This is a genomic window from Caulobacter sp. UC70_42 (genome assembly GCF_044056025.1).
GTDB lineage: Bacteria > Pseudomonadota > Alphaproteobacteria > Caulobacterales > Caulobacteraceae > Caulobacter.
Window position 1 is genome coordinate 4,424,622 of sequence record NZ_CP171994.1, and the last position, 24,563, is coordinate 4,449,184.

The window sequence follows — 24,563 nt, forward strand, 5'->3', positions numbered from 1 at the left end:
GCGCTAGGGGCAGAGCCCCAGCACGCGGCCGCCCTTCAGGGCGGCCGTCATGACAAACCGCGCTCGCTTGCGATCGCGACAAGCCAGAAGTTTTGGAAGACGATGTTGGGGTGGCCCTACCCGGCCTGCCCGGCGCGCGTGGTCGCGATCAGGCCTGGCCGGCGTCCACGGACAGCGTGTTGCCCAAAGCCGGATCGACCGTATCACGGCCGCCGGCGATGGCTCGCACCCCATCGCGCCCGATCACTTCCCAGACCCGCTCGTCCCGCCAGACTTCGACGGCGTCGGCGCTGGCATGGTCGCGCAGGAGTTGGCGGGCATGTGGCCGAACACCGACCTCTTCCAGGTCCTGGACATCGACATGGGTGGCGACCTGGTTGGCGGCCAGGCAGACGAAGGTGAAGGAAGTGAGCGTGGCCATAGGCGCAGCATAGCCGTTCTGGGCGCCACGTAAGTCGCATTTTGACGGACCGCGACGAAAGGCGCGTCCCGCGCGCCCCAAGGTAAAGATCAAACAATCGTTTTAAGCCGCACCCCCAGGTCAAATTGACCCGGGGTTCGGGTATCATGGGGATCGTTCGCCCGGGGATACTGGCTCACGGATCATGATTCGGGGGACATCGGCGTCCAGGGCGGGGAGACATGGATGGCTCACCCCCAGGGACATATCTGACCCGGCCAAATAACGGCGGAGCCCTGGAATTACGAGATGATCTTCCGCATCTTGGTGTCCAAGGCAACTGCTTTTTTGGAGACCTCGATGTCTGACGAAGACGAAGACGACAACAATATCATTCAACTGGCCCCGCGCCTGCCCAAGGCCGAGGTCGAAAAGATCCTGCGGCAGAAATGGAAGTCCAGCCTCGACACCGGCTTCGCGGTCGTGCCCTCGGTGATGCTCCGCAGCCTGCCCAGCCTCGGCATCCAGGCCAGCGAGCTGGCCGTGCTCGTCATCCTGATCGATCTCTGGTGGAAGCCGGGGGACATGCCCTGGCCCTCCAAGGCCAAGCTGGCCAAGCTGCTCGGCGTTTCTGAGAAGACCATCCAGCGGTCGATCAAGAAGCTGGTGGACGGCGGCCTGATCGTTTCGGAAGCCCGTCACCGGGCGCACGGCGGCCAGACCTCCAACCGCTACGATCTGACGCCGCTGGTCGCCCGTCTCGAAGCGGCGGCCAAGGCGCTGAAGGCCGCGGCCGATCAGGCCGAACGCGATCGTAGCCGGGCCGTGCGTAACAGCGCGCCCAAGAAGGCGACGTCGAAGGAAGCCTGAGCATGACCACGACCCTGACCCGCCGGACCGCCGCGCGCGAAGAAATCGCCCGCTCCATGGCCTCCCGCGCCCACGCCTTCGTGGTTCACTATGCCTGCGAGGGGTTCGAAAAGCCCGACCGTCGCGTCACCGCGATCGCCGCGCGCAACCTGGGCAGTGGGGCCACCCAGAGCTTCGAGATGAGCACCATGCTGCGTCGAGCGGGCGTGGAACCGGCCAAGGCCACCCCGCAGGAACTCGACCAGGCCGAGCGCGAGATGTTCAAGGCCTTCTACGCCTTCGTCAGCAGCCATTTGGCCGCGACGCACTGGCTGCACTGGAACATGCGCGACTCCACCTTTGGCTTCGCCGCGTTGGAAAACCGCTATCGCCAGCTCGGTGGCCGGCCGGTCAAGATCCCCGAGGCGCTTCGCGTCGACCTGGCCGCTCGGATGATCGATCTCTATGGCGACAACTACGCGGCGCGGGACAACCGCCTGCGGAGCCTGGCCGAGCGCAACCGGCTGGTCACCAAGCACCTGGTCGATGGCGCCGAACAGGCCGCGGCGCTGGAGCGCGGCGACTTCGAAGTGGTCGACCGCTCCCTGCACAATCGCGTCGACCTGATGTACGCGGTGGCGACCAAGGCCAACGAAGACACTCTGAAGACCGAGGCCTCGCTGGCCGACCGCATCGGCGCCGCTGGCGGCCTGGTGCAATGGCTGAAGAGCAACCCGGTGGTGCTGGTCTGCACGATCGCCGCGCCCGTCCTGACCGTGGTGACCGGCGGCTGGAAGGTGTGGACGATGCTCCACGGGGGCTAAGGCCCCGCCCGACCTGCGCGCCAATGACCCGACGCGCCGCCGCCCAAAGCGGCGGCGCGCGGCGCCAAGCGCTGCCGTAAGCCCCCTGCCCTAGTCACCCAAGACCGGGGCGGCCAGGCCGCCCCAGCCCCGGCCCCGTCAGTATTCCTCGGCCAGCATCAGGGTCAGGACCCGCTTGGTCACGGCCGGGTCGGCCGGATCGGGCGAGGCCATACAGAGGTCGAGGTCGTAGTAGTCGATCTTCCAGAACAGGCGCGCGCCCCCGACCTCGAAGGCGCCGAAGTCGCGCTCGCCGTGGGGGTCGTTGTCCTCGGAAAAGTCAGCGAAGGCGGTGACCCCGGCCAGGGCCTGGGCCAGCTTGGCCTCGGGCAGGGTTCGCACCCCAGGGGTCAGGGTCCAGCCCGCGCCGGGCTCGGCGCGGCAGGCGTCGTTCAGGGCCGCGATGGCGGCGGCGTGGTCTTCCTCGGTCATGAAAGCCTCCTTGGGCTGACGGGTTCGAGCGCAAAAGGCGCGCTCGAACCCGGCGCCCGTCGGCGAGACCGGGGGCAAACGGAGGGGCGGCTTCGCGGGGACCCGGCTGCAGGGCGCGCCTGTCCGGATGCCCGATCGCCGTCTCACGCCCGAAGCTGGGCGGAAGCCGATCCGAAGTGCGCTAGGGGCAGAGCCCCAGCACGCGGCCGGCCGCCAGGCCGGCGCCCTGAGCAAAGATGAAGCCTGCAAGGAGCCCGCGTCCGGCGCGGGCGGGAAGCGGCGTCGAGCGGCCGGCGGCGGCGCCAGCCGCCCGAAGGGGCGCGCCCGAGGGAGCGGCGAAAGCCGCGGGACCGAGCGTGCCCGCCGGTCGCTCTCCGTAGAGGGGGAAGCCCGGCGCGAAAGCGCCGGGCGGAACCCTATCTGGCCCGTTCCCACGCCTGATCGAGCGAACGCCAACTCGGCGAACGGCGTTAACCAAGCTTGACAAGGGGCAAGTTATGTGATAGTATATAGGTACGGTTGGAATTCCTCTACCCGTTTTCAGCGCCCTTCAAACCGACGGCTGAGAAAGAAATCAAATGAACTGAAATCAATAAGGACAAAATAGATTGTATAATCCATTCATTCAACAAATTTTCCGCTCTCGACAAGCTCGCAACGGCGGGCTCGTCCGCCGCAATATCGGCTGGGTCAATTTCCACGCTTCTATGGCGCTGCTGGAGGCCGAGGTCCGTCGCCGAGGCTTCCACATGTTCGTTGTGGGCGACCAAGCGTTGATCCTCTGCAATAGCGGAGGCCTCGCCGTGGTCTGCTAAGGTACTGAAGGGCGTCTTGGGCTTCACTCCAAGACGCCCGTCGCCTAGCCGCCCAGCGCCCTGCCGAGGACAGCGCGCTCACGAGCACCAAGTCGAACCGCCCAGCTAGTCGACCTTCCACATCCGTGGATCCTCGACCCCGAATAAGCGCAGGAACGCAGCCCACAGGGGTTCGAGGCTGTCATTCGCCAGCGTGTCGTCCAGGACCTCGCCCAGATAGGCGATATTCTGGAAGGCGGGTCCGGCGGAGAAGTCGTAGCCACCGATCAACATGAAGTCGCGCACGCCCAACACCGTGGCCATGAGTGTCCAGGGGCCCTCGACCCCATGATTCCGGAGCCGCGTCAGGCCATGGCGCACGGTCCCGAACAGGGCCTCACGAAAGCGCTGAGGCCAGACGCGCCCCTGCCCCTCCCGCGTGGCGCCGATGACCGTCGCCACATCGATGTAGCCGCGACGATGGTTCACAGCCCAGCCGGTGGTCGCCTCCTCAGTGTGCCCGAGGGGAACGAAGGCGATCACCCCATCGAGCCCCACCGCCATGTCGTAACCCCGACCGTGCAGCGGCGGCAGCAGCGCATTTTCCGCCAGATCGCGGGGTTCGCGTAGGATCGACAGGGGCGCCAGGGTCAGGACCAAGGCCGGACCAGCCTCCAGCCGACAAGGCATGTTCTCGCCAGAGATCGCCTGAACCGCCGCTGTGTGCAGGTCGCGCAGCTTGCGGGGCGTCTGGTCCGAGGCCGCAAAGGCCAGACGCAGCTCACCGGTGTCCATCTCGTATTTCCCCCGGCTGTTTCGCGCGAAGAAGCGGCTCGTGCCCTTGAGGGTGACGCGATGCGGCGCCACCAGGCTCGCCCCGACCCGAGCGATCAGCGCCACGCGATCACCTTCCAACGGCGTTACGTGGAAGCGCACCCGTGGCACGCGCGGATCCATGCCATCGCGCACCAGGCTCTCCAGCCGCAGGATCTCGCCATCCAGACCCTCGGTCGGCAGGCCCACCAGTTCCGCGGCGACGCCTTCAACGTCACGCATGCCGTAGATCAGATCGCCGCCATCGGTATTGGCCAGGGCGGTGATGTCGGCCAGGAACTCCTTGGTGTCGGCGTCGCCCCGTCCAGGTAGCGTCAGCTTGTAGTCGAGCCGCCGACCTTCAGGTCGTCCAGCTTCGATCAGACGAGCCAGATCCGCCGCGTCGATGTCGTCCAGGGTCCGTTCGATCATGCCATCCCCCTGTGCTGCGTGACCTGCGCCGCGCCTATCCCCGCCCGGCCAGGACAACACCCTCTTCGCCGGTCCGCCGCCCCCGCCCCCGCCCAGCCTGGCGGTAGACCTCGCCGAACGCGGCGACCAGCATCTCGGCCATCAGGTCCTCGTCCACGCCCTGCAGCCGCACCAGGGTCACGCCGGTGTTGCGCCGCCGGCCTGGCTCGACGGTGACCGCGTCACTGCGACCCAGGACGCGGGCCTGGTCCTTGCGGCTGAGTTTGATCACCGCCCAGCCCGCCGCGGGCCATCCCAACGTCGCGAAAGCCTTGTCGCCGATCCGGAATTGAACCGCGTCGAGGATCGGACGGACCTGAACACCGGAGCCCAGGCGGCAGGCGAGATCGGAGAAGGCTTCAGGCGTCATAACCATCCTCGCACGGAGCGACGCCCTTCATGGCCATGAGTCGCGTCCTGGTCGCAAAGCTGACGGCGCTCTGCGTCAGAAACGGTCGCCAGGGTCGAGCGCCGTCGGCCCTGCGCGCGCGCGACAGCGAGCGCCCATGACAATGGAGACTGCAAGGAGACCGCGCAAAGCGCGGTCGGGAAGCGGCGCCGAGCCGCCGGCGGCCGGCCAAGGCCGGCCCGCAGGGGCGCGCCCGTAGGAGCCGCGAGCGGAGGCGGCGCCCGCCAGGGCGCGCGGCGGGACCGAGCGTGCCCGCCGGTGGCTCACCATCCAGGTCGCTGGTCCCGATTTCGGCAAACGCTGCCGTTGCGGAAACTTGGCCTTAAGCCGGAGCCACCTAGAGCCTCGCCGATGTCCAAGGATCTGGAGACCTTCATCCGGGCGGCCCACGCCGCGGGGGTCGGGCGGCGCCTCGCCGACCTGGCGCAGGAGGTCGACGCGGTCATCGCCAGCTATCCACGCTACGGCGGCGCCCGGTACCTAACTCGGCTGACAGAGCAACGCCGTCGCCTCGCTGAACCGGATCTGCCGCTGATCGCGCACCTGACCGCCGAACTCTGCGGCCAGGACGCGCGGGTCCTGGCCGCCCTGTTGCCGCTGGCCCATCGCCTGGCGCCCGGTCACGCCTGCCTGCGCCGGGTCATCGCCTTGGCCGGCGCCCGCGACACTAGCCCCTACGCCCAACCTGGCCGGAAAACTGTGCGCGGCCTGTGGACGTCGTCGTCGGCTCGACTTGCGGACGATTGACGCGCCGCCCTGGCGAAACGAGAACATTTAAAGAACACACAACCCCATCGCTTGCCTCGGCGGATCGTCCTTCGCCGGGATCGAGCCCCTGCGTCCGGATCTCGCCATGCTGCAAGCCCAGCCCGCCTCGCCCAAGGCGCCCCGCATCCACCGCCAGGCCATCGAGAAGCTCACGCGCCGGACCTGCCAGGATGTCATCGACGGCAAGCTCGTCCGCCGCACCCTGCATTTCACCTTTCCCGGCGGCCGCAAGAACCGGCGCTCCAGCGTCAGCTTCATCGATCCCGAGCAGGTGCCGCCGTTCGAGGGCGATGAGGCCTGGTTCCTGATCGAGCTGGTGATCGCCAAGCCCTGGTCCTACTGGCGCGCGGTGCGTCAGGTCGAGCCACCCCAGGCTTGACCCCCGCGCCACCGACCACCGCAAGACCGAAGCGGCTCGACCTGGGAAGCTGAATGTAACGGTGGTCGAAACGCACAAGGTCGAGAGCGGGGACGAGGGACAATTCCGGCGCCACGAGACCGGCGTGCGCGATTCAAGAGAAATATCCGGAATCGGACGCAAGTTTTCCGTTTGACGCGCCCCCGGAACAGCCCGACAAAACCTTCGGTCTTTCGTTTCCTTAAATGAAAGGCTGTGTCGATGACCTCCCAACAATCCAAAGACGACAAACCGGCGCACGCCATCACTGTGCGCGCCTGGCCGCTCGAAGTCAGCGGTCAAGGCCTGGGCATTATTGGAGTTCTGGCGGTGATCGCGTTGGTCCTGTGGTTCTTCAAGCCCGATATCACGACGGCGCTTCAACACATCAAGGACAGGCCGGCTGCTGTGGAGACCCGGCCATGACCCTTGGCTCCGACTTACCGATCATGGGCGAACTTGGGGCGGTCGCTGCTCCATTGGCCGTCGCGCAACAGCCTGGCTAGGGTGCGGCCATGGACACCAAAACCATCATCGGCCTGATCCTGGGCTCATCGGTCATCGGCGGCGTCATCAGCGGCCTGATCGCCCAGGGCGCGCCGTGGTTGCGCGAGAAGATGGCCAACGACAAGACGGCGGCGTTCTCGGCGCTGCGCCTGGCGCTGCTGCTGGAGGAGTTCGCGGGCGACTGCGCGAGCGTCTATGGCGATCACGATACCCATCGCTCTTCGCGCGGTGGCGCGGGCGAGCTGGCGACACGGCTGCCGGCGCTCAAGGACTATCCCGACGATATCGCCTGGCAGGCGCTGGGCACGAAGCTGGCCACCAAGGTCCTGCATTTTCGCGTCGCCCGCTCGGACGCCGGCGCCGAGATCACCGCTGACGCCGAATTCGCCGACCAGTGGGACCATTCCCAGCTCATCGCCGAAACCGCCCTGAAGCTGGGCCTTCAGGCGCTAGGCGTCGCCCATACCCTTCGAACAGAACGGAAGTTGGACCCCGCCCACAGCTCGCCGGATCATTCGACGGAAGACTACCTGACCCGCTCACTGGCCGCCGTGGCGGACCGAAAAGCCAAGCTGGCGCTCCAGAGCCACGACGAGATCTAGACGCCGGACCTCAACTCGTCCTTCGTCAGATAGCGGTCCGACGCATAGAACGCCTTCAGCCGCTCCGGATCGTTCTGGCCAGGATCCATCAGCCAGCGCGTGTGCCAGGTCATGAACCAGAGCCAGTCGGCCTGCGGACCAAGAAGCGCCGGATCCGGGATCGGCCCGTTCTCGTGCAGGCAGATCGGGATAGTGTCGCCGACGATAGCCTTCATCGCTCCGAACATCGGCGCCAGCGCGCCGTGGTCGTCAGCGTAGATGTCGGCGCCGGCGATATCGACCTGGCCGCGCCCAGGATGCCAGGCTGGATCGACGTTCTGCCCGGCCCAGCCCGCCACCCAGATCAGGTTGTCGAGACCGCGGCGATGGGTGAACTCGTCGTACATCAGCGCCCAGAGCGCCTTGAACGCGGCCGGGCCGTGCTTGCCCCACCAGAACCAGTCGCCGCTGAACTCATGAAGCGGTCGCCACAGCACAGGCACCTTGTGATCGCGAAGCTCGGTCAGCAGATCACCGATTCGCGCAAGATCACGATGCAGAGCCAGGTTCTGGGCCGTGCCGGGCTGCAGGGCCGCGGTGAGGTCGAAGTCCTTCTTGGAATTCTCGTAGCCCGGACCGATGTCCGGCGCCCCCCAGTGCCAGCAGATCGTGACGATGCCGCCAGAACGGCTCCAGGCCGTGGCGCGATCATTGACCCCGGCGTTCAGGCGCGGCTCGATGTAGTCCAGGCCCAGTATCGCCGGCAACCGACCCGTTGCCTTCTCGATATAGTCCAACTCGACGTCGGGCCTCGCCACGCCCTCTTGCTGACCGGTCAGGGTCTTTCGGCCGTAGAACCGCCAGAGCAGAGTATAAAGCGCCCGAGCTTCGGCCGATGCGTTCGGATTGCTCAGCTGACGCGACGACGGCGTGGACCGCGCCATGCCCGGCGCCATCGCGAACGCCAGACCCGCCGTCATCGCCGCCCTTCGCGTGCTCTGCCCGCTCATCGCCACCCTCTCACACGACGTCGATCGCGACGCCCCGCCGATTTCCGCCGATCGCCAGTCTCTCTACGCCCCGACCGCGCCGCCTCTTGTTCCATGCGCCCAGCTGGCGCGTCCATGCGTCATGTCCCGCCGAAAGCCCAAGCTGAACCGTAGCGCCGTGGGCGACCTCTACGATTATTTGTCTCCGGAACTACCAACCCCTGCCCGTCCGAACGTCTCACCCAAACGCAGGGTGATCCGGCTTCCCTCTGTTTCCGACGATTGGCCCGACGTGGTGCCGATCTCCGAAGCGGAGTTGCGGATCACCGAGGCGTATTTGGAGAAGGTGCTGGCCGAACTGCTCGGACCCCTGCCCTGATCCACAGGGAAAACGATGGCCAAGCGTAAGACACCTCCCCCGCCCACCGCACCGAGCGCGGCGCTTTATCTCCGGGTCTCGACCGGCCGGCAGGCCGAAAGCGACCTTTCCATTCCCGATCAGGGCCGACAACTTCGAGCCTACTGCCAGGCCAAGGGCTGGCCCGTCGCCGAAGAGTTTGTCGAACCGGGCAACTCGGCCACCGACGACCGCCGCCCGGCGTTCCAGCAGATGATCGACACGGCGACCGCCAAGCCGCCGCCGTTCAACGTCATCCTGGTCCACTCGTTCTCGCGCTTCTTCCGTGACCAGTTCCTCTTCGAGTTCTACGCCCGCAAGCTGGCCAAAAACGGGGTCCGCATCGTCTCGATCACCCAGGAGGTTGGCGACGATCCGATGGGGATCATGGTGCGCCAGATGATGAACCTCTTCGACGAGTACCAATCGCGCGAGAACGCCAAGCACACCTTGCGCGCGATGAAGGAAAACGCGCGCCAGGGCTTCTGGAACGGCTCCCACCCGCCGCTCGGCTATCGGGTCATCACGGCCGAACAACGCGGTGAGCGGATCAAGAAGAAGCTCGAGATCGACCCCATCGGCGCCGAGACCGTGCGCCAGATCTTCCGCCTGGCGCTGCACGGTGTCGAAAACAGCGGCCCCATGGGTTTGAAGTCGATCGCCACCTATCTCAACGACAAGGGCATCACCACGCGCGGCGGCGGCCGATGGGGCGTAGGCACCGTCCACCATACCCTGACGCGGACGACTTATATCGGCGAGCACGTCTTCAACAGCCGCAACTGGGCCAGCCAGGAACCCAAGGACGACACCGAGCATGTCGTGATGGCCGTGCCGCCGCTGATCGAGCGCGACACGTTCGAGGCCGTGCAGCGCGCCATGTCGCTGCGCAATCCCAGGGCCATGGCCCCACGCTTCGTGAACAGCTCGATCCTGCTGGGCGGCATCTGCTTTTGCGGGCTCTGCGGCAAGGCGATGACGCTGCGGACCGGCAAGGGCGGCGCCTATCGCTACTACACCTGCTGCACCAACGCGCGTCAGGGTCCGGTCGGTTGCGAAGGCATGGCCGTGCGGATGGATCTGCTGGACGCCTCGGTGATCGACCACCTGGAGAACCGTCTGCTCAATCCCGAACGACTGGCCACGATGATGGACAACATCATCGACCGCCGGTCGGAGTGGATTGAACGCCGGCATCGGCACGTCGCCGACCTGCGCAAGCGCGCCACCGAAGCCGACCAGCGGCTTCAGCGTCTCTACCTTTCGATCGAGCAAGGGATCATCGATCCAGGCGATCCATCGCTCAAGCAACGGGTCACAACCCTGAAGGCCCAGCGCGACAAAGCCGACGGCGACGCCCAGCGCGCGGCTAAGGCCATCGACGGGATCACGCCCGCGCTGACGCCGGACTTGCTGCGCCGGTTCTCTGAAGCGACGCGGGAAATGTTCAGGGACGAAGCCGGCGCCTATCGCCGGGATCTCATCCGGGCCGTTGCCCAGAAGGTGGAATTGCTGTCCCCGCATGAGGCGAGGATCTGTGGCTCAAGGGTGGAATTGCTCCGAACCCTGGCGAGCAACAATGGCGTACAATCGGCGGCGTTAGCGCTGCCGGGTTTTGCACCAGGGTGGCGCGCCCTGCTGGATTCGAACCAGCGACCGCTCGCTTAGAAGGCGAGTGCTCTATCCAGCTGAGCTAAGGGCGCGCGCTGGCCGGCCGGATCCGCGGCGGCCCTAGTGGGTCCAGGGCTGCTTGCGGTTGGCGGCGAAGTTGTCGGCATAGGCCTTGATGATCCGCTTGGGGGTCTTCGGTTCGAAGAGCTGGAAGGCGATCTCGTGGCGCTGGGCGTAGGCCACCGCCTCGTCACGCGTCTCGAAGGTCAGGCGGATCTGGCCGTTCATGTCGCTGGACGTGGTCCAGCCCATCAGCGGGTCGGGCTTGCGGGCCGAGGCCGGCTCGAACTCCAGCACCCAGTCCTTGGTCTTGGCCTTGCCGGACTGCATGGCGTTCTTGGCGGGGCGATAGATGCGGGCCAGCATGGACCTCTCCCAGAGTACCTTACCGAGAATACCTTGCCGATGGTCGGAGCGGCAGGATTTGAACCTGCGACATCCTGGTCCCAAACCAGGCGCGCTACCAGACTGCGCTACGCTCCGAAACATCGGCAGGCGGGTGCTCTACAGGGGTTCGAAGCGCGGATCAACGATCCGGACGCCGCAATTCACCCCTTCGGGAAGATTCGATGCAGAACGCGGTCGCCGGGCAGGATGCCCAGCTGCGCCGCGCGACCGCCCGCCAGCTCCAGAACGCCCAGAACCAGGCCGCCCGAGGCGAGCGGCGTCTCGTCGTGCGGCCGGGCGTTGCGGGCGATCGACAGGATCCTGCCATTCGGCGCGATGTAGATGATGTCGAGCGGAATCAGGGTGTTCTTCATCCAGTAGGCCACGCGCTGGGGCTTGGCGTAGGTGAAGAGCATCCCGCGGTCGGGCGCCAGGCTCTTGCGGAACATCAGCCCCCGCTCCTGCTGGGCGCGGGTGGCGGCGATCTCGACCTGGAAGCGTTGGCGACCGCGCAGGGTGACGATTTCCACCGTCTCCAGCTTACTCCCAGGCGCGGCCCAAGCGTTGGCGCCCGCGCTGACGCCCAGCATCAGCCCGGCGAGCAGCGCCCGCCTTCCGATCATCCGTTCCGCCACGCATCACCTCGGGAAAAGCCAATCTCGGTCGAGACTAGCCTTCCCCCCAAGATGGCGAAAGCGAGGCCCCTAAAGTCAGGCGTCGCCGGCGGTGATTTCCGCGACCACCAAGCCCTTGGGGCCCCGCGCGAACCGCACCAGGACATCGTCGCCCGGCTGCAGATCCCAAGCCCGCCCCGCCGGAGCGTCTCGATATGCACGAAGATGTCCCCAGGTTCGGCGTCGCGGATCACGAAGCCGTAGCCCTTGGTGCGGTTGAACCACTTGACCTTGGCGTGCTCGGCCGGCCCTTCGGGTTCCAGGGCGTGGCGCCCATGGCCTTCCCGCAGGGGATCGCGACGCGTCGGCCCGTCGGCGAAGGTCCGCCGCTGCCGCTCGATCGGCGCCGCGGCGTTACTTTCGTCGAGATTGACGACCTCGCTGACCTGCCAGCCCTTGGGCCTTCGCACCACGTCGCACACGATCACCGCCCCCTCCATGGCGGTTTCGCGCCCGCAGTTGCGCAGCGACGTCACATGCAGAAGCACGTCCTTAAGCCCGGTCTGGCCCGGATCATCCGGTACGATGAACCCGTAACCCTTGCCGGCGTCGAACCACTTCACCTTCCCGCTGATGCGCACGAACTCTTCGTGCGCCGCAGCGTCCTCAAAATCGAAACCAGACATCCCACCCCTCTGGCTCGCCCAATCAGCCCATCGGAGCGAGCACTACGAGAACAGTGTTCTCGCGTGAGGAGAGCCGTCAATGACGAAATCACGTCAAAAGGGCGCACAAAGGCGTTCCGCGACATTTCGTCGCAGAAACAACACAGAAACAATTCTGAAATACAGCCGAAAGTGGCAGTCCCTAGGGGAGTTCGAACCCCTCTCTCCAGATTGAAAATCTGGCGTCCTAACCGATAGACGAAGGGACCACATCGCCGCCGAAGCGGAACATAGCCGATATATAGCCTCGCGGGTGGCAGTCCCTAGGGGAGTCGAACCCCTCTCTCCAGATTGAAAATCTGGCGTCCTAACCGATAGACGAAGGGACCACGGCCCCGCGAGGAAGCGGGTGTATAGCCGCGACCTTGGGGGCGCGCAAGCCGCCGAAAGTCATTTTTTCGGTCCGACTTTCAGTCCGTCCACGCCGTCGAGCCAAACACAGTTTCGCTCGACCTCCCGCAGCCTAGAGCGCGTACCGCGCTCTGGGATCGTGGGCGTCCTCGATCTCCAGCTGGACGCCGTTTCGGCCCATATAATCGTCCGGTTTCAGCTTGCCGACGACGTCCAGCGCGCCGCCGCCCGCCAACAGACGCTGGCCCAGCGGCGTCTCGGCGCTGCGCCAGCTGATGGCCTTGATACGGTCGCCGGTCGGTCCGACGAGGTCCATGCGCACGTGCCCTCCCTTGAGGGCCGAGACCCGGTCGGGCCGCACCTGAGTCAGGGCGAACATCGGCTCGGGATTGCCGGGCCCGAACGGCGCCAGGCGCTGGAAGTCGTCGAGCAGCGCCCGATTCGCCGCGCGCGGTTGAACCAAGGCGTCGATCTCGACCGATTCGACGCCCACGGCCTCCATCTCGCCAGCCAGGTGTTCCTCCAGGAAGGCGCGGAACTCGGGGATCATCTCGGGACGAATCGACAGGCCGGCGGCCATGGCGTGGCCGCCGCCGGCCATCAGCAGCCCCGCCTCGAAGGCGGCCTGAATGGCCCGGCCCAGATTGACGCCGGGCTGCGAACGGCCCGAGCCCTTGCCGACATTGGCGGCGCGGTCGACGCCGATCACCACCACCGGCTTGCGATAACGCTCGCGCAGGCGGCCCGCGACGATGCCGATGACGCCCGGATGCCAGTCCTCGCCGGCCACCACGATGACGGGCGCATCGGTGTTGAAGTTACCGCGCTCCAGCATGGCGGCGGCCTCCTCGACCACGGCGGCCTCGACGGCCTTGCGCTCGGTGTTGAGCCCGTCCAGCTCCTCGGCCAGAGCGGCGGCCTCCAGAGGATCGTCGGTCGACAGCAACATGGCGCCGAGGTCCGAGCGCCCGATACGGCCGCCGGCGTTGATACGAGGCCCCAGGATGAATCCGGCGTGGAACACGGACGGCTCGCCCGAGCCCTTTCCGACCTCGAACAAGGCCTTCAGTCCGGGATTGGCCCACGCCCCCATGGTCCGCAGGCCCAGCGCCGTCAGGGCGCGGTTGAAGCCGACCAGCTGGGTGACATCGCAGACCTCGCCCAGAGCGACGAGATCCAACCACTGACGCAGGTCCGGCTGCGGACGATCGTCGGAGAACAGGCCGCGCTTGCGGGCCTCGCGATTCAGGGGCGGCCAGCAGGACGAAGGTGACCCCGGCGGCGGCCAAGACCCCCTGCCCGCTCTGGCACCCGGGACGGTTGGGGTTAACCACCGCGGCGGCGGCCGGCGGATCTTCGCGCATCAGATGGTGGTCGATGACCACGACCTCCAGGCCAATTTCGGCGGCGCTGGCGATGGCGTCATAGGCGGCCGCGCCGCAGTCCAGGGTCACGACCAGCTCGGCTCCGCCGTCGCGAATCGTCTTGAACGCCGCCGGGCTGGGGCCATAACCCTCGGTCAGGCGGTCGGGAATGTAGATGGGCAGTTCGACGCCCATGTAGCGGAACCAACGGACGAGCTGGGCGGCGCTGGTGGCCCCGTCGACATCGTAGTCGGCGAAGACCATGGTCGGCCGGCCTCGCTCCAGGGCGTCGATCAGGATCTCGGCGGCCCGGTCCATGTCGGTGAAGCTGGACGGATCCGGGAACAGCGCCTTCAGGGTCGGGCGTAGATAGTGCTCGGCCTGCTCCAGTGAGACGCCACGCGAGACCAGGGCGCGGGCCAGGGGCTCGCTCAGGCCGTGACGCTGCTGGATGTCGCGCACGACGGCCATGTCGGCCGGTCTTTCGCGCCAGGCGCGGCCGCTGAGCGAGCGTTCGACGCCCAGAAAGGCGCCAGGCGAGGCGCTGGCGGAAATATCGGTGACACCATCGGCGGGCATCGCTGGAGAATAGCTGGTCACGCGGATTCGGACCATGCGGCGCGGCGACGACAGTCCCGGACGTGGGTCAGCCCGCTTGCATCTCGCGGCGCACCGCCTCGACCTCGTTGGCCGAACCCAGCACCACCGGCACGCGCTGGTGCAGCTTGGTCGGCTGGATGTCGAGGATGTCGGCCAGGCCCTCGGTCGACTTGCCGCCCGCCCGCTCGATCAGCAGGCTCATCGGGTTGGCCTCGTACATCAGGCGAAGCTTGCCCGGCTTGGCCGGTTCGCGAGCGTCCCACGGGTACATGAAGATGCCGCCGCGCATCAGGATGCGATGGACGTCTGCGACCATCGAGGCCACCCAGCGCATGTTGAAGTTCTTGCCCCGGGGACCATCCTTGCCCGCCAGGCAGCCGTCGATATAGCGGCGCACCGGCGGCGCCCAGTGGCGCTGGTTGGACATGTTGATCGCGAACTCGGCCGTATCGGCCTTGATCGCCAGACTCGGATGGGTCAGCAGCCACTGACCGTCGGCGCTGAGCGTGAAGCCGTCGACACCGCCCGACAAGGTCAGGACCAGCATGGTCTGCGGACCGTAGACGGCATAGCCGGCGGCGACCTGCCCGCGACCGGCCTGCAGGAAATCGGCCTCGGTCGGCGCATGGCCGGCTGGCGCGGGCAGCACCGAGAAGATCGTCCCGACCGAGACGTTGACGTCGATATTGCTGGAACCGTCCAGCGGGTCGAAGGTCACCAGATAGCCGCCGACACGGCCGGTCGGCTCGACCTCTTCCAGCTCTTCCGAGGCCAGGCCCGCGACGGCGGCGCAGCCCTTCAGGGCGTCGCTGAGCATGTCGTTGGTGATGACGTCGAGCTTCTTCTGCTCCTCATCCTGGACGTTGGTGCTGCCGGCCGCGCCCAGGCTGCCCGACAGCGCGCCGCTGGCGACCACGCGGCTGATCCGCGCGCACGTGGCGGCGATCGTCTGGACGACGTCCTTGAGGGCGGCGTCGGCCGGCTCGGCCGCGAGCCGGGCGGCCAGGTCGACGAAGGCGGTCATCTCGTATCCTCGAAACCGAAAGCAGAAAGGCCGCCCTACAAGACGGCCATGACAGAAAGGTCTCAGACCTTCCGCTTCATGCGGACCTCGCGGACGGTGCCCGTCGCGGAGTTCATCACCAGGGTGTGGGTATGGACGCAGCCGTCGCGGAAGACGACGCCATCCAGCAGCCCGCCACGCGTCACGCCGGTGGCGGCGAAGATCGCCTCGTCCCGGACGATCTCGTGCAGGTCGTACTTCTTGTCGAGATCGGTCACGCCCCACCGAGCGGCGCGGGCGCGCTCGTCGGCGTTGCGGAACAGCAGACGGCCCTGGAACTGCCCGCCAACGCACTTCAGCGCCGCGCAGGCCAGGACGCCTTCCGGCGCGCCGCCCGAGCCCAGATAGAGGTCGATGCCGGTCGAAGGATCGGTGGTGTTGATCACCCCGGCCACGTCGCCGTCAGTGATCAGATGGATGCGCGCGCCGGCCGCGCGGACCTTGGCGATGATGTCGGCGTGACGCGGACGATCCAGGACGCAGACGGTGATCTCGGTCTCCGCCACGCCCTTGGCGTCGGCGATCGCCTTGATGTTCTCGGCCGGCGAGCGGTCCAGGTCGATCACCCCGGCGGGCAGCCCCGGACCGCAGGCGATCTTGTCCATATAGGTGTCGGGCGCGTTCAGAAGCGTGCCCTTGGGCGCCCAGGCCATCACCGTCAGAGCGTTGGGTTGGGCCTTGGCGGCCAGGGTCGTGCCTTCCAACGGATCCAGGGCGATGTCGATCTTGGGGCCCTTACCCGTGCCGACCTTCTCCCCGATGTACAGCATCGGCGCCTCGTCACGCTCGCCTTCGCCGATGACGATCTCGCCATCGATATCCAGCGTGTTCAAGGCGTTGCGCATCGCGTCGACGGCGGCCTGGTCGGCGGCCATCTCGTCGCCACGACCCAGCATCGTCCACGAGGCGATGGCGGCGGCTTCGGTTACGCGAACGGCGTCCAGGACCAGCGAGCGGTCCAGGGTGTTCGAACTCATCCGTCTCTCCCAACCGCCCCGGATAGAGGTGGCCTTGTTCCCAATGTCGCCTTCGACGCCGAGTTTTCTCGGTCGTTTAGATGCGCGCGACGCGCAAAAGGCGGGGACGCTCTAGCACGGTCTGCAATTTTTCGATGCGGCTAATCGCATCCAGAAGGTTCGATTCCGGCGTCGCATGGGTAACGAGCACGATCGGCACGCCGCCCGCTCCTTCGACAGGCTTTTGCAGGAAACTATCGATCGAAACACCGCATTCGGCCAGAGTTTCGGAGATGGCGGCGATCACGCCGGGCTGATCCTTGGCCATGATTCGCAGATACGCCTTGCCCACCGCGCGGGCCGGATCGATGGCGATGAACGGGGCCAGAGCGCCGGCCGGCGCCTGGAACACAGGGCGGACGGCCCTGGTCATCACGTCGGCGATGTCGGCGGCCACGGCGGCCGCGGTGGGGCCCGCGCCCGCGCCCGGCCCCTGGATGAAGATCCGGCCGATGCGCTTGCCTTCGATGAACAGCGCGTTGAGCGCGCCGCCCGCCTGGGCCAGCGGATGATCCAGCGGGGTCAGCGACGGATGCACCTTCACGGCCACGCCGTCGGCGGTCTTGGCGGCGCTGGCGACCAGCTTGATGCGATAGCCCAGATCCTTGGCCAGCTTGATGTCGAGCAGCTCGACATCGCTGATGCCCTCGATCTCGGCGGCCTCGAAGTTCGGGGCGCAGCCGAAGGCCAGGGCGGCCAGAATGCTGATCTTGTGGCCAGCGTCGAAACCGCCGACGTCCGTGGTCGGATCAGCCTCGGCATAGCCCAGGCCTTGGGCTTCGCGCAGCACGTCGGCGAACGAGCGGCCGGTTTTCTCCATCTCGGTCAGGATGAAGTTGCAGGTGCCGTTGAGGATGCCCGCGACGGAGACGACGTCGTCACCGACCATGGCCTCGCGCAGCATCTTCACCGCCGGGGTGCCGCCCATGACGGCCGCCTCGAACAGCAGCGGCACGCCTTGGGCCTCGGCCAGGGCGGCCAGTTCGGCGCCGTGCACGGCGATCAGGGCCTTGTTGGCCGTGACCACGGGCTTGCCGGCCTTCAGCGCGGTCTCGACCGCGGCCTTGGCCGGGCCGTCGCTGCCGCCGATCAGCTCGACGAAGAGATCCACGTCCGGCGAGGCGGCCAAGGCCACCGGATCGTCGAACCAGGCCAGGGTCGAGATATCGACCGGACGCGCGCGGGTCTTGTTGCGGGCCGAAACGGCGGTGACCACCGCCCGGTCGCCGGCCGGCGCGAAATCCGGGCGCTCGACCAGGAACTGCAGAAGTCCGCCGCCGACGGTGCCAAGGCCCGCGACGCCGACGCGCCAGGTCTTTTTCGTCATCTTCGAATCCTTGGAGTCGAAACCAGCCCTCAGGCCTGTTCCATCTTGTTGTGAGCCTTGGCCAGGATGGAGTCGGCGTTGGCGATGAATTTCTTCACGTTGCGCGCGGCCTGACGGATGCGGTGCTCGTTCTCGACCAGGCCGATCCGCACATAACCCTCGCCGTACTCGCCAAAGCCGATGCCGGGGGCGACGGCGACGCCGGCCTCCTCGATCAGCAGGCGCGAGAAGAGCATGGAGCCGGCCTCGCGATAGGCCTCGGGGATCTTGGCCCAGGCGAACATCGAGGCCGGCGGGTTGGGGATGTCCCAGCCGGCGCCCTTCATCGACTTGATCAAGGTGTCGCGGCGGCTCTTGTAGATGCCGCGGATCTCATCGACGCAATCCTGGGGCCCGTTGAGCGCCGTGGCCGCGGCCACCTGCACCGGGGTATAGGCGCCATAGTCCAGGTACGACTTCACGCGAGCCAGAGCCGCGCAGATGCGAGCGTTGCCGACCACCATGCCCACGCGCCAGCCGGCCATGGCGTAGGTCTTCGACAGCGAGTTGACCTCGACCGCGATGTCCTTGGCTCCATCCACCTGCAGGATCGACGGGGGCGGATTGTTCTCGAAATAGATCTCGCCATAGGCCACGTCGCTGATCACCAGCAGGTCGTGCTTCTTGGCCAGCGCCACGGCGTCCTTGTAGAAATCCAGATCCACCCATTGGGCGGTCGGGTTCGACGGATAGGACAGGATCAGCACGCTGGGCGGCGGCACCGAGTGCTTCACCGCGCGGCTGATGTTGGAGAGGTACTCCTCCGGCGACAGGGCCGGCACGTGGCGGATGATGCCGCCCGCCATGATGAAGCCGAAGGCGTGGATCGGATAGGCCGGGTTCGGACAGATGATCACGTCGCCGGGACCGGTCAGGGCCTGGGCCAGGTTGGCGAAGCCCTCCTTGGACCCGAGCGTGGCGATCACCTCGGTGTCGGGGTTCAGCTTCACGCCGAAGCGGCGACCGTAATAGTTGGCCATGGCCTTGCGAAGGCCGGGGATGCCCTTGGACGCGGAATAGCGCCCCGCCTTGGGGTCGCGCGCCGTCTCGATCAGCTTGTCGACGATATGCTGGGGCGTGGGCATGTCAGGATTGCCCATGCCGAAGTCGATGATATCGGTCCCCTCGGCGCGGAGGCGCGCCTTGATCTTGTTGACCTCTTCGAAGACGTACGGCGGCAGGCGGCGGATACGGTGAAAATCGGTGCTCATGGGGGCTCTATGCGCCGCGTCGGCGCTCTGGGAGCGAAAAGTCGGGCATGGATAGACCCCGAGCGGGGCCACGCCAAGCCAGTTCAAGGGAGATTATGCCTCCGTCGGCCTATTTCGGCTGGGACGGAGGCGCGCTAGCTCGGCCGCGTGCGTCGCGGGCGAAGGCTTCGGTGGCGGCGCGGTCGGCGTCGGTCGGCGCCTCGAAGGCGGGCGGCTTGGCGTCGCGACGGGCCTTGGCCGCGTAGGTCTCGCTGTCCTTGAGCTCCCAGGTGCTGGGCGCGGTGGCCGCCGTCAGGGCGTCGCCGGCGCGTTGCTGCTGCACCACGGCCGCGCGCACCTGGTCGGCGGTCGGCACGTCCGTGGGGATCGCCGGGATGTCCGAGAACTTGCGGCGCTCGCCCTTGGCCTTGGCCGCGGCGGTGGCGCGGGCGGCGATCGGCGAGCTGGGATCGACCTTGGCGGTCGAGAACGGCGTCGCGCACGCGGCCACGCCGGCCGTCAGGCCGACGATCAGAGCGACACGTACGATTTTGCGGGTTTCGCCGTTCATTGGTTCTGGTCTTATGCGATGATCGCGGCGAGCGAAAGGCGTTCGGCGCCGCTTTTCGCGAACAAGACAATAGCACGCGGAGGAAACCTCATGGCCACGGCGAAGGCGGCTCCCAAGGCCCGGAAGAAAGCTTCCCCCAAGGACGAGATCGCCCCCCCCAAGGCCAAGGCCGCGCCGAAGACAAACAAGGCCAAGTCCAGGCCAGCGGCTCCCGAGGCGCCGCCCAAGGCCGAATCGGCTGGCAAGACTTCGGAGGGCTTCCAGGGCGGCCAGGCTCCCCCCCCTTCCCGCCGTTCGAAAAGGTGCTCTCCGCCGACCAGTTGAAGATGGTCGAGACCCTGTCGGCCAATCTGGCCCGCGCCGCCGTCACCGCCCAGGGCGCGATCGCCGAAGCCGCGCTGCGCCAGGCCGACCGCCCCGCCGCCCTCACCCCCGACCCGTTTCATGTCGCGCCCGCCCTGAACGAGGTGATGACCCGCTTGGCCGCCCAGCCCGACCGGCTGATGCGGGCCCAGGCCGACCTCTTCAGCCAATACATGGATCTCTGGCAGTCGACGGCCCGCCGCGCCGCCGGCGAGGCGGTCGCGCCCGTTGTCGCCCCCGCCGCCGGCGACAAGCGCTTCAACGACCCGGACTGGGCGTCCAACCCGATGTTCGACCTGATGAAGCAGTCCTACCTGCTGTCGTCGAACTGGCTGAACGGCCTGATCGCCGAGGTCGAGGGCGTCGATCCCGCCACCAAGCGCCGCGTCGAGTTCTTCACCAAGATGCTGACCGACGCCTTCTCGCCGTCGAACTTCCTGATCTCCAATCCCGCAGCCCTGCGCGAGGTGGTGCAGACCCAGGGCCAAAGTCTGGTGCGCGGCATGGAGAACTTCGCCGCCGATCTGGAGCGCGGCGGCGGCCAGCTGGCGATCAGCCAGACGGATCTGGCCAAGTTCAAGGTCGGCGAGAACGTCGCCACGGCGCCCGGCAAGGTCGTCTACCAGAACGACATCCTGCAACTGCTGCAGTTCGATCCGACCACCGAAACGGTCTGCGAGATCCCGCTGCTGATCTTCCCGCCGTGGATCAACAAGTTCTACATCATGGACCTGCGGCCCGAGAACTCGATGATCCGCTGGCTGACCGGCCAGGGCTTCACGGTGTTCGTCGCCTCGTGGGTCAATCCGGACCAGAAGCTCGCGGCCAAGACCTTCGAGGACTACATGCTCGAAGGCATCTACGACGCCACTCAGCAGGTCATGACCCAGTGCGGCGTCGATCGGGTCAACACGGTCGGCTACTGCATCGGCGGCACCCTGCTGTCGGTCGCCCTGGCCCACATGGCCGCGCGGGGCGACAAGCGGATCAATTCGGCCACCTTCTTCGCCGCCCAGCAGGACTTCGCCGAGGCCGGCGACCTTCTGCTGTTCACCAACGAAGAGTGGCTGCAGTCGATCGAGCAGCAGATGGACCAGGCCGGCGGCTTCCTGCCCAGCCAGTCGATGGCCGACACGTTCAACGCCCTGCGCGGCAACGACCTGATCTGGTCGTTCTTCGTCAGCAACTACCTGATGGGCAAGGAGCCGCGCCCCTTCGACCTTCTGTTCTGGAACGCCGACCAGACGCGGATGCCCAAGGCCCTGCACCTGTTCTATCTGCGCAACTTCTACAAGGACAACGCCCTGACGACCGGCAAGCTGTCGCTGGGCGGCGAACGCTTGGACCTGTCGAAGGTGAAGATCCCCATCTACGTCCAGTCGTCCAAGGACGACCACATCGCGCCCTATCGCAGCGTCTATCGCGGAGCCAAGGCGTTCGGCGGGCCCGTGACCTTCACCATGGCGGGGTCGGGCCATATCGCAGGCGTGATCAACCATCCGGACGCCAAGAAGTACCAGCACTGGACCAACGAGAACCTGCCCGGCGACGTCAACGCCTGGATCGCCGGCGCCCAGGAGCATCCGGGCTCCTGGTGGCCGCACTGGGCGGCTTGGCTGAAGGCGCGCTCGGGCGATCAGGTTCCGGCCCGTGACCCGACCAAGGGCCCTCTGAAGCCGCTGGAGGACGCGCCGGGATCGTTCGTGATGGTCCGGTCGGATTACTAAGGACGCGGGTCGTCGGTAAGCTGTGTTTTGACTGACGACAGAGGCGCCCAAGACCCACGTTCGCCCAAATGCCGCCGCGATCGTGGCGAAGCTTCCCCGCCATGCTCACGCTGGATCGCCGCACCGTTCTGGGAATGGCCGTCGTCGCGCCCTTCGCGGCGGCGAGCCAGGTCAGTCACGCGCTGATTCCCGACGCCGGCCGCAAGCTGGCCGCGGCGGCCCGCCAGCAGGTCGGGGTCACGGTCGACTACGACCCCAGCTACCGCAATATCGGCTATCCGAACGGCGACGTGCTGCGCACCAGCGGCGTCTGCTCCGACGTCTTGGTCCGCGCCGCCCGCGACGCCTGGGACATCGATCTGCAGAAGCAGGTGCACGAGGACATGCTGAAGGCCTTCTCGGCCTATCCGTCGCGCCGCGAATGGGGCCTGACCAAGCCGGACGCCAATATCGACCACCGGCGGGTGCTGAACCTGGAGACCTTCCTGACGCGGCGGGGCGCCAGCCTGCCCCTGCCCGCGCGGCGCCCCTTCGGCGGCGATGGGTTCGAGTCACCGCTGCCCGGCGACGTCCTGACCTGGCGGCTGGCTGGCGGGCGCCCGCACCTCGGCGTCGTGGTCGACGGCCCGCAGCATGTCCGCGTAACGCACAATATCGGCGAGGGCGTCCGCGAGGAGCCGCTCTGGATGTTCAAGCTGCACAAGCCCGCCGGGCACTATCGCTGGCGGGTGTGACGCCGATCAGAGACCGGCGTCTTCCTTGAGGCCTAGCGCGATGTTCATGTTCTGGACGGCCGCGCCCGAAGCGCCCTTGCCCAGATTGTCCAGCAACGCCACCAGACGCGCCTGACCGCTGCTGTCGGAGCCGAACACGAACAGCTTCAGGCGATTGGTGCCGTTCAGGCCTTCCGGATCCAGGGTCGTCAGGCTCTTGGCTTCCTCGAGCGAGGCGACCTCGACGAATTTCTCCCCCTTGTAGTGCTTGTGAAGGGCGGCGTGGATATCGCCCAGCGACGGCGCGCCATTCAGGGTCGAGAAGTGCAGCGGCATCTCGACGATCATGCCCTGCAGATAGCGCCCCACGGCCGGCATGAAGATCGGCCGGCTCAGCAGGCCGCCGTGCATCTGCATTTCAGGCACGTGCTTGTGGGCCATCGACAGGCCGTAGATCCGGTAAGGGACCTTGGTGAAATTGGCGGCGCTCTCGTCCTCGAACTCGGCGATCATCGCCTTGCCGCCGCCGCTGTAGCCCGAAACGGCGTTGTACGAGACCGGTAGTTCCGGCGGCAGGACGCCGGCGCTGACCAGCGGCCGCGTCAGGGCGATGGCGCCGGTCGGATAGCAGCCCGGGTTGGAGATGCGCTTGGACTTGGCGATCTTGCCGCGCTGCTCCTTGTCGAGCTCGGGGAAGCCGTAGGCCCAGCCCTCGGCGGTGCGATAGGCGGTGGAGGCGTCGATGATCACCGTGTTCGGATTGGTGACCAGCGCCACGGCCTCCTTGGCCGCGTCGTCGGGCAGGCACAGGATCACGGCGTCGGCGCCGTTCAGCATCTCGGCGCGGGCGTCGGCGTCCTTGCGCTTGTCGGGATCGATCGAAACCAGCTGCAGGTCGGTGCGGCCGATCAGGCGCTCGCGGATCTGCAGGCCGGTGGTGCCGGCTTCGCCATCGATGAAGACCTTGGGGGCGCTGGTCATGCGGACTCCGATCCTGGCTCGAGCCAGAGAAGCAGAAAACAGAGACAGAAATGAAAAGGGGCGCTTCGGCCTGACCGAAGCGCCCCTTCCCGTAAGACGTAATCGTCGCGATTAGCGCTTCGAGAACTGGAAGCTGCGGCGGGCCTTGGCCTTGCCGTACTTCTTACGCTCGACGACGCGGCTGTCGCGGGTCAGGAAGCCGTGCGGCTTCAGGACCGGGCGCAGGCCGGGCTCGTAGTAGGTCAGGGCCTTGGACAGGCCGTGACGGATGGCGCCGGCTTGACCCGACAGACCCGAGCCTTCGACGGTCACGATGACGTCGAATTGACCCAGACGGTCGGTCACTTCCAGCGGCTGGGCGATCATCATGCGCAGCACCGGACGGGCGAAGTAGACTTCCTGGTCACGACCGTTGATCGTGATCGACCCCTTGCCCGGCTTGATCCAGACGCGAGCGATCGCGTTCTTGCGCTTGCCGGTCGCGTAAGAGCGGCCTTGGGCGTCGATCTTCGGTTCGGCCGGAGCAGCAGCTTCCGGGTTGCTGGACAGGCTGGCCAGCGCTTCAAAGCCTTGTGCGTCGGTCATGGCTTAGAGGCTCCGGGTGTTCTTGGCGTTGCGGGCCGCGAAGTCGATGACTTCGGGGCTTTGCGCTTGGTGCGGGTGCTCGCCGTTGTTGTAGATGAGCAGGTGCGTCAGCTGCTTGCGAGCCAGCGGGCTCTCCTTCGGCAGCATGCGCTCGACGGCCTTCTCCAGGACGCGTTCCGGGAACTTGCCGCCCAGCACCTTGCGCGGGGTGGTTTCCTTGACGCCGCCCGGGTGACCGGTGTGGCGATAGTAGACCTTGTCGTCCAGCTTCTTGCCGGTGAACTTCACCTTGTCGGCGTTGATGACGACGACGAAGTCGCCGCAATCGACGTGCGGGGTGTAGTCAGGACGGTGCTTGCCGCGAAGACGCATGGCGATGAACGTCGCCAGACGGCCGACAACGGCGTCCTGGGCGTCGACCACGATCCACTTCTTCTCGACCTCGGCCGGCTTCAACGAAGCCGTGATCTTTTGCATGGGATTGATCCGTAATTTCTAGGCGTCCGACCCCGAGAAATCCGGTTTCGTCCGTGTGAGGCGCGGCATGTACGGGAGGGTTCGCACGCTGTCAACAATGCGGAAGAAAGAAAGTACACAAACCCTTAT

The 24,563-nt window shown here is 66.8% G+C and carries 25 protein-coding genes, 4 tRNA genes and 2 pseudogenes; 9 read left to right on the plus strand and 22 right to left on the minus strand.

The genetic code is table 11. The annotated features are described in order from the left end of the window. Positions 1–148: 148 nt before the first annotated feature. On the minus strand, positions 149–421 hold the full coding sequence (locus ACHMW8_RS22110) for a hypothetical protein (RefSeq protein WP_062093591.1): 273 nt from the start codon (positions 419–421) through the stop codon (positions 149–151). A gap of 339 nt (positions 422–760) precedes the next feature. On the opposite strand from ACHMW8_RS22110, the gene ACHMW8_RS22115 reads away from it, so the two are divergent. Continuing rightward, positions 761–1,270: a helix-turn-helix domain-containing protein gene (locus ACHMW8_RS22115; protein WP_062093593.1), complete on the plus strand. Its 510-nt coding sequence runs from the start codon at positions 761–763 to the stop codon at positions 1,268–1,270. Between the two features lie 2 nt (positions 1,271–1,272). Next, positions 1,273–2,073: a hypothetical protein gene (locus ACHMW8_RS22120; RefSeq protein ID WP_062093592.1), complete on the plus strand. Its 801-nt coding sequence runs from the start codon at positions 1,273–1,275 to the stop codon at positions 2,071–2,073. A gap of 138 nt (positions 2,074–2,211) precedes the next feature. Here the strand turns inward: ACHMW8_RS22120 and ACHMW8_RS22125 are convergent, their stop codons facing one another. From ACHMW8_RS22125 to ACHMW8_RS22140, 4 genes are all read right to left on the minus strand, one after another. Further along, positions 2,212–2,544: a DUF3768 domain-containing protein gene (locus ACHMW8_RS22125; protein ID WP_096034751.1), complete on the minus strand. Its 333-nt coding sequence runs from the start codon at positions 2,542–2,544 to the stop codon at positions 2,212–2,214. Between the two features lie 530 nt (positions 2,545–3,074). Further along, on the minus strand, positions 3,075–3,386 hold the full coding sequence (locus tag ACHMW8_RS22130; protein WP_125469919.1) for a hypothetical protein: 312 nt from the start codon (positions 3,384–3,386) through the stop codon (positions 3,075–3,077). A gap of 78 nt (positions 3,387–3,464) precedes the next feature. Continuing rightward, entirely contained in the window at positions 3,465–4,583 is a 1,119-nt protein-coding gene (locus ACHMW8_RS22135; RefSeq protein ID WP_062094543.1) for a helix-turn-helix domain-containing protein, read from the minus strand. 34 nt (positions 4,584–4,617) lie between these two features. Continuing rightward, entirely contained in the window at positions 4,618–4,992 is a 375-nt protein-coding gene (locus ACHMW8_RS22140) for an MmcQ/YjbR family DNA-binding protein (RefSeq protein ID WP_096033003.1), read from the minus strand. 390 nt (positions 4,993–5,382) lie between these two features. Here ACHMW8_RS22140 and ACHMW8_RS22145 point away from each other — a divergent pair, with 390 nt between their 5' ends. The 4 genes from ACHMW8_RS22145 to ACHMW8_RS22160 all read left to right on the plus strand — a co-directional run bounded on the left by ACHMW8_RS22145 (position 5,383) and on the right by ACHMW8_RS22160 (position 7,305). Continuing rightward, positions 5,383–5,778 (plus strand): hypothetical protein, encoded by a 396-nt coding sequence (locus ACHMW8_RS22145; RefSeq protein ID WP_395443760.1) that lies wholly within the window; start codon positions 5,383–5,385, stop codon positions 5,776–5,778. Between the two features lie 106 nt (positions 5,779–5,884). Next, positions 5,885–6,178, plus strand: coding sequence for a hypothetical protein (locus ACHMW8_RS22150; protein ID WP_062093956.1), 294 nt, complete (start codon positions 5,885–5,887; stop codon positions 6,176–6,178). 240 nt (positions 6,179–6,418) lie between these two features. Continuing rightward, positions 6,419–6,622: a hypothetical protein gene (locus ACHMW8_RS22155; protein WP_062093955.1), complete on the plus strand. Its 204-nt coding sequence runs from the start codon at positions 6,419–6,421 to the stop codon at positions 6,620–6,622. 89 nt (positions 6,623–6,711) lie between these two features. Then, positions 6,712–7,305 (plus strand): hypothetical protein, encoded by a 594-nt coding sequence (locus ACHMW8_RS22160; protein ID WP_062093954.1) that lies wholly within the window; start codon positions 6,712–6,714, stop codon positions 7,303–7,305. On the opposite strand, the gene ACHMW8_RS22165 is transcribed toward ACHMW8_RS22160, so the two are convergent. Then, positions 7,302–8,294, minus strand: coding sequence for a glycosyl hydrolase (locus ACHMW8_RS22165; RefSeq protein ID WP_231737306.1), 993 nt, complete (start codon positions 8,292–8,294; stop codon positions 7,302–7,304). The genes ACHMW8_RS22160 and ACHMW8_RS22165 overlap by 4 nt on opposite strands. A 373-nt stretch (positions 8,295–8,667) precedes the next feature. Between ACHMW8_RS22165 and ACHMW8_RS22170 the strand changes: the two genes are divergently transcribed. Next, the gene (locus ACHMW8_RS22170; RefSeq protein WP_395446028.1) at positions 8,668–10,338 is read left to right on the plus strand and encodes a recombinase family protein; all 1,671 of its coding nucleotides are present in this window, start codon (positions 8,668–8,670) and stop codon (positions 10,336–10,338) included. On the opposite strand, the gene ACHMW8_RS22175 is transcribed toward ACHMW8_RS22170, so the two are convergent. From ACHMW8_RS22175 to ACHMW8_RS22235, 13 genes and pseudogenes are all read right to left on the minus strand, one after another. Then, a tRNA-Arg gene (locus ACHMW8_RS22175) sits at positions 10,297–10,373 on the minus strand. The two genes, ACHMW8_RS22170 and ACHMW8_RS22175, sit on opposite strands and share 42 nt — an antisense overlap. Positions 10,374–10,401: 28 nt before the next feature. Next, complete coding sequence (locus ACHMW8_RS22180) at positions 10,402–10,707, minus strand: ETC complex I subunit (protein ID WP_125158123.1); 306 nt, start codon at positions 10,705–10,707, stop codon at positions 10,402–10,404. A gap of 40 nt (positions 10,708–10,747) precedes the next feature. Further along, positions 10,748–10,824, minus strand: a tRNA-Pro gene (locus ACHMW8_RS22185). 65 nt (positions 10,825–10,889) lie between these two features. Next, positions 10,890–11,318 (minus strand): DUF192 domain-containing protein, encoded by a 429-nt coding sequence (locus tag ACHMW8_RS22190; RefSeq protein ID WP_395446029.1) that lies wholly within the window; start codon positions 11,316–11,318, stop codon positions 10,890–10,892. A gap of 120 nt (positions 11,319–11,438) precedes the next feature. Beyond that, positions 11,439–12,028, minus strand: a pseudogene (gene cspD / locus ACHMW8_RS22195) (stationary phase survival cold shock domain protein CspD). A gap of 172 nt (positions 12,029–12,200) precedes the next feature. Then, positions 12,201–12,276: transfer RNA gene (locus ACHMW8_RS22200), tRNA-Glu, on the minus strand. Between the two features lie 45 nt (positions 12,277–12,321). Continuing rightward, positions 12,322–12,396: transfer RNA gene (locus ACHMW8_RS22205), tRNA-Glu, on the minus strand. 134 nt (positions 12,397–12,530) lie between these two features. Beyond that, positions 12,531–14,361, minus strand: a pseudogene (gene recJ, locus ACHMW8_RS22210) (single-stranded-DNA-specific exonuclease RecJ). A gap of 67 nt (positions 14,362–14,428) precedes the next feature. Then, positions 14,429–15,406 (minus strand): class 1 fructose-bisphosphatase, encoded by a 978-nt coding sequence (locus ACHMW8_RS22215; RefSeq protein ID WP_125158121.1) that lies wholly within the window; start codon positions 15,404–15,406, stop codon positions 14,429–14,431. A gap of 62 nt (positions 15,407–15,468) precedes the next feature. Next, positions 15,469–16,422: a class II fructose-bisphosphatase gene (glpX, locus tag ACHMW8_RS22220; RefSeq protein ID WP_125158120.1), complete on the minus strand. Its 954-nt coding sequence runs from the start codon at positions 16,420–16,422 to the stop codon at positions 15,469–15,471. 76 nt (positions 16,423–16,498) lie between these two features. Continuing rightward, positions 16,499–17,788 (minus strand): homoserine dehydrogenase, encoded by a 1,290-nt coding sequence (locus ACHMW8_RS22225; protein ID WP_395443761.1) that lies wholly within the window; start codon positions 17,786–17,788, stop codon positions 16,499–16,501. Positions 17,789–17,817: 29 nt separating this feature from the next. Beyond that, positions 17,818–19,038: an LL-diaminopimelate aminotransferase gene (locus ACHMW8_RS22230; protein WP_125158118.1), complete on the minus strand. Its 1,221-nt coding sequence runs from the start codon at positions 19,036–19,038 to the stop codon at positions 17,818–17,820. A gap of 109 nt (positions 19,039–19,147) precedes the next feature. Next, positions 19,148–19,588 carry a hypothetical protein gene (locus ACHMW8_RS22235; RefSeq protein WP_395443762.1) on the minus strand — a complete coding sequence of 147 codons (441 nt, stop codon included), beginning with the start codon at positions 19,586–19,588 and terminating at the stop codon, positions 19,148–19,150. A 326-nt stretch (positions 19,589–19,914) separates the two neighbouring features. Here ACHMW8_RS22235 and ACHMW8_RS22240 point away from each other — a divergent pair, with 326 nt between their 5' ends. Then, complete coding sequence (locus tag ACHMW8_RS22240; RefSeq protein ID WP_395446030.1) at positions 19,915–21,678, plus strand: class I poly(R)-hydroxyalkanoic acid synthase; 1,764 nt, start codon at positions 19,915–19,917, stop codon at positions 21,676–21,678. A gap of 101 nt (positions 21,679–21,779) precedes the next feature. Beyond that, positions 21,780–22,412, plus strand: a complete 633-nt coding sequence (locus tag ACHMW8_RS22245; protein ID WP_125158116.1) for a DUF1287 domain-containing protein — start codon at positions 21,780–21,782, stop codon at positions 22,410–22,412. A gap of 6 nt (positions 22,413–22,418) precedes the next feature. On the opposite strand, the gene argC is transcribed toward ACHMW8_RS22245, so the two are convergent. The 3 genes from argC to rplM all read right to left on the minus strand — a co-directional run bounded on the left by argC (position 22,419) and on the right by rplM (position 24,434). Continuing rightward, positions 22,419–23,372, minus strand: a complete 954-nt coding sequence (gene argC / locus ACHMW8_RS22250) for an N-acetyl-gamma-glutamyl-phosphate reductase (RefSeq protein WP_125158115.1) — start codon at positions 23,370–23,372, stop codon at positions 22,419–22,421. 111 nt (positions 23,373–23,483) lie between these two features. After that, positions 23,484–23,957 carry a 30S ribosomal protein S9 gene (gene rpsI / locus ACHMW8_RS22255; protein WP_125158114.1) on the minus strand — a complete coding sequence of 158 codons (474 nt, stop codon included), beginning with the start codon at positions 23,955–23,957 and terminating at the stop codon, positions 23,484–23,486. Between the two features lie 3 nt (positions 23,958–23,960). Then, complete coding sequence (rplM, locus tag ACHMW8_RS22260; protein ID WP_125158113.1) at positions 23,961–24,434, minus strand: 50S ribosomal protein L13; 474 nt, start codon at positions 24,432–24,434, stop codon at positions 23,961–23,963. Positions 24,435–24,563: the final 129 nt, after the last annotated feature.